This window comes from Bacillus sp. AFS001701 (assembly GCF_002559405.1).
In the GTDB taxonomy this organism is placed as follows: domain Bacteria; phylum Bacillota; class Bacilli; order Bacillales; family Bacillaceae_G; genus Gottfriedia.
Genome location: NZ_NTZO01000309.1, coordinates 1 through 4,266 on the forward strand (window position 1 = coordinate 1; position 4,266 = coordinate 4,266).

Below are 4,266 nucleotides of genomic sequence, written 5' to 3' on the forward strand. Positions count from 1 at the left end.
ATTTACGAAAATTTGGTAATTGATTGACATGGTTGTTTTTCAACAACGTGAAAGAAAGTGAGCAAAAGCTCACTTTCTTTTTTAGAACTAATAAGGAAGTACCTTATAAGCTAACTTATTTATTATCTCTTTATGTTCAGGGTATTTATTATGTAAGTGCTCTTGAGTAAATAATTCAAAGTCTTTAAAATCAAATCCAGGTGAAACCATACAGCCTACTAATGAAAAAGTATTTTCTTCCATAACTGATGAACCGAAAATTGAATTTTTCGGTACTAAATATTGAGGAACTTCTCCATTTTCTAAATTAAGTCCTAATTTTATTTCTTCGTATTGACCATTCTCATGTATAACATGAACCGTTAATGAACTACCTGCATGGAAATACCATAATTCATCAGATTTTAATCTGTGAAAATGAGAAATATCATGTGATTGTAGTAAAAAATAGATACTAGTATAAAGCAATCTATGATCATTATAATTTACCGTTAATTCACGATCAGATATTTGTTCCTTTGATTGATAGGTAGATTTGTAATATCCCCCTTCAGGATGTGCTTCTAGTCCTAGTTTAGAGATCCAATATTCTGGATTATTGTTAAACATTTTATCAATCCTTTCTATTACTTCTCCCACCATACTACCTTAATTTTTGTTATTTCTATGAAAAATATGTTGTAAGGTGAATAGTTTTAATTAGTTGATAGAACATTTTAAAAAAAGTACAGAATTTTCCCAATATACAATTTAATAGAAATGGATTACATTAAACTTATTAAATGAAAAAATATGGAGCGAAAAGTTCGATGTTTAAAAAAGGAATCTTATATTTAGTGGCAATTTTTACGATCTCGATCATTATTAACCAAACAATTTTGTCTAAAGATGAAAAACCGGAAGTTAAATTTGAGCTAGCAGATAAAACAATTCCTTATAAAATAGCAAATTATTCTTGGGGAAAATTATTAGATAAAGATAAATCAACAATTGGTACTTATAAAAATATTAAAGAAGAAGTAGCTATTCCAGCATTCGAAGGTGATTTTCTAAAGATATATTTTTCGGAACAACCCGAAAATGTGGAAATATTAGAGCGCAGTGGGACTAAAAAAGCATATATTTATGACCACAATTTAGATAATTATGGAAGTTACTCATTCCAACTTGGATCTAAAAAAGGGGAAAGAATATATGAAGTAAAAGGTATCTGGAAGGGGAATAATTATTTTACTTATTTGATAAAGGTAAAAGTATTATAAAAATAAAAGCATTACTTCAAAACAAGAAGTAATGTTTTTTATTTCCACTAATTTTTAGTAACGATTAATTTCGAAAAAAAGTATAAATGAGGTATAATATTAAATGGTAAATGTTTGACGAAAGTCAAATACATAGTAAATTAAACGTAGATTTAAAGTCGAAAGAGAGTGGAACACGATGGGTCGTAAATGGAATAATATTAAAGAGAAGAAAGCTTCAAAAGATGCAAATACTAGTCGTATTTATGCAAAGTTTGGACGTGAAATATATGTAGCAGCGAAGCAAGGTGAGCCGGATCCAGAATCAAACCAAGCTTTAAAAGTTGTACTAGAGCGTGCGAAAACTTATAGTGTACCGAAACATATTGTTGATCGTGCGATTGAAAAAGCAAAAGGTGGTTCTGAAGAAAGCTTTGATGAGCTTCGTTACGAAGGTTTCGGACCAAATGGATCAATGGTCATTGTTGACGCACTTACTAATAATGTAAACCGTACAGCTGCAGAGGTTCGTGCTGCATTTAGTAAAAACGGTGGTAACCTTGGGGTAACTGGTTCAGTATCATATATGTTCGATGCAACAGCTGTAATTGGACTTGAAGGTAAGACTTCTGATGAAGTTCTTGAAATCTTAATGGAAGCAGATGTTGATGTTCGCGATATTTTAGAAGAAGAAGACGCTGTTATTGTTTATGCTGATCAAGACCAATTCTATGCAATACAAGAAGCGTTTAAAAACGTAGGGATTACTGAGTTTACAGTAGCTGAATTAACAATGTTAGCGCAAAGTGATGTAACTCTTCCAGAAGATGGTCTTGCAAAGTTCGAAAAAATGTTAGACGTTCTTGAAGAAATTGAAGATGTTCAACGTGTTTACCACAATGTGGATTTAGGTGAATAGAAACACAATAAACATAATGAAATAAGAATTACGCGTTCATATAGATGAATTAATTTTCATCTGTATGAACGCGTTTTTTTATTTTTTGAATTAGCATTTGGCCAGGATTTCTTATAGAATTTTATGATCCATAAGTGGAAAACAGGAAAATATGAATAGAACAGAGAATAGTATTGTTAGTTAAGATTTGCTAAAGAATTTCGAATATTATATTCAATTTGAGGAGATCTATACATATGGATAAATTATTAAAAAACGGGTACAAAGCATTTAAGTACGCGGCTCTTAGAATTGGTGTATTTTTGTTAGTTTTAGCAACTCCAATAGGTATTTTAATGAGCTTTAATGCTAATGCTGACGAGCGACAAAAACAAGAAATAAATTATTATGAACAATCCGTTGGTGAAAAAGGATTGAAGTTAGAAGAGCAACGAAGAAATGCAGTTATACAAATTAAAAATAGCTCTACAGGCTTTGAAACCATTGCTAACTGTGATGCTGACTCAAACTCGGTATGTGAATAAAATTATACTTAGATTTGAGGTAATACATATTCTTGGTTTTATTTATGGAGGAGTAAATTATGGAAGAGACGATTAAACAAAATAGCTTCACTCATAGGGAGCTTGCTGCTTCATGTTTTAATAAAGTGTGGGATCTACTTGAATTAGAAAATAGATCTCAAAGTGAAACAGAAGAAATGGTTCATTTATGTCATAGCTCTTTTTGGCATTGGACAAAAGTAGAGAGCCATACACCAAGAAACATATCGATTGGATATTGGCAATTATCACGAGTGTATGCTGTTATAGGGCAAGGAGAAACGGCTTTAGATTACGCAAACAAATGTATCAAGATTAGTTTAGAAGCAGAAGTTGAGCCGTTCTACATAGCATATGCATATGAGGCTTTATCAAGAGGGTATGCAAAACTAAATCAGTCTCCTGAGAGCTTAGCTGCTAAAACTAAGGCGTATGAATATGTAAAAGATGTAAAGTTTGAAGAAAGTAAAGAAATGTTGCTGAAAGATTTAGATACAATTTAACCAGTTTTGTTTTAGCATCTAGGCTAATTGATTTGGGAAGAAACTACAGATGACTTAAAAAGGAGATCTCAAAGTCAGAGTACTTTTGAGACCTCCTTTTTTGTATAAATTTTTTGGAGAAAATGCATAGATTAAGACAGGAAGAAAGATTAAATACATAAAAAAACCACAAGGAAAATTATCACCCAGTGGACTTTCTTCATTTATCACGGTCTTTATTGAGAACGTATTTTTAGATAACTTTTAAATCATAAATACTTGAAATGGCCCATTTATTTTTTATTTTAACAAGATCAAGTGTTACATTACATATATTTCTACCGTTTTTATAATTTCCTTCAGGCTTTATCCCGTCAACAAATGTTATTTCGTATTTTATATGTACCGTAGTTTTATGATCTTTCTTATTTAAATGAATGACAGATAGATTATCACCGATGAATTTTGCATCAATTACGTTAGACATTATCTTAGTAAAGTAGTAAGAGTGATTGCTGATTTTTAATGAATCGACTACAACAGAGTTATAAATCTCAACATCTTTCCACTTTAAGGCTGTAATGTAGTTTCTTACAGAATTTTGAACATTTTGTTCAATTATTAATTCTGTAGACGCTTCATCGTCCAATCTCTTTTGTTTTTCTTTTTCAATAGATAGTTTTAATGATAATATAATAATGATGGATATTCCAATAATTACCAAATATAAAGTGAGTGGTTTTTTTGTCATATAGGACCTCTACAAGTATAAATTAATTTGGAAGATTACTAGCATGAATTTCTTAAATTACTTGGTGGCTTGAAAACTAAAACTATATTTAAATTATTTATAGAAATAAAAATGGCTTTAATCAAAAAAATCGCAAGATGTAATGACTACATCTTGCTTTAAAACTGGTTATTAAATGGGGGTGCATTTAAAAAATACTAATGAAGTTATTAGTCGTTAGTATCGTTTAATTGCTTGTACTAAAATCATACCATTCTGTTTGACTTTTTTGTATTGGGAAAATTTTTTGAATATAATTTGTCTGAAAAAAAACGAAAAAGTATATTATTGA

The 4,266-nt window shown here is 30.2% G+C and carries 6 protein-coding genes; 4 read left to right on the forward strand and 2 right to left on the reverse strand.

Annotated elements, in window-relative coordinates:
- Nucleotides 1–87: 87 nt before the first annotated feature.
- The gene (locus tag CN514_RS18660) at nucleotides 88–609 is read right to left on the reverse strand and encodes a cupin domain-containing protein (RefSeq protein ID WP_098233899.1); all 522 of its coding nucleotides are present in this window, start codon (nucleotides 607–609) and stop codon (nucleotides 88–90) included.
- A gap of 200 nt (nucleotides 610–809) precedes the next feature.
- On the opposite strand from CN514_RS18660, the gene CN514_RS18665 reads away from it, so the two are divergent.
- From CN514_RS18665 to CN514_RS18680, 4 genes are all read left to right on the forward strand, one after another.
- Entirely contained in the window at nucleotides 810–1,262 is a 453-nt protein-coding gene (locus CN514_RS18665) for a hypothetical protein (RefSeq protein ID WP_098233894.1), read from the forward strand.
- A gap of 178 nt (nucleotides 1,263–1,440) precedes the next feature.
- On the forward strand, nucleotides 1,441–2,160 hold the full coding sequence (locus tag CN514_RS18670) for a YebC/PmpR family DNA-binding transcriptional regulator (protein ID WP_098233895.1): 720 nt from the start codon (nucleotides 1,441–1,443) through the stop codon (nucleotides 2,158–2,160).
- Nucleotides 2,161–2,396: 236 nt separating this feature from the next.
- Entirely contained in the window at nucleotides 2,397–2,684 is a 288-nt protein-coding gene (locus CN514_RS18675) for a hypothetical protein (RefSeq protein ID WP_098233896.1), read from the forward strand.
- Between the two features lie 59 nt (nucleotides 2,685–2,743).
- Complete coding sequence (locus tag CN514_RS18680; RefSeq protein WP_098233897.1) at nucleotides 2,744–3,205, forward strand: hypothetical protein; 462 nt, start codon at nucleotides 2,744–2,746, stop codon at nucleotides 3,203–3,205.
- Between the two features lie 232 nt (nucleotides 3,206–3,437).
- On the opposite strand, the gene CN514_RS18685 is transcribed toward CN514_RS18680, so the two are convergent.
- Entirely contained in the window at nucleotides 3,438–3,935 is a 498-nt protein-coding gene (locus tag CN514_RS18685) for a hypothetical protein (protein WP_098233898.1), read from the reverse strand.
- Nucleotides 3,936–4,266: the final 331 nt, after the last annotated feature.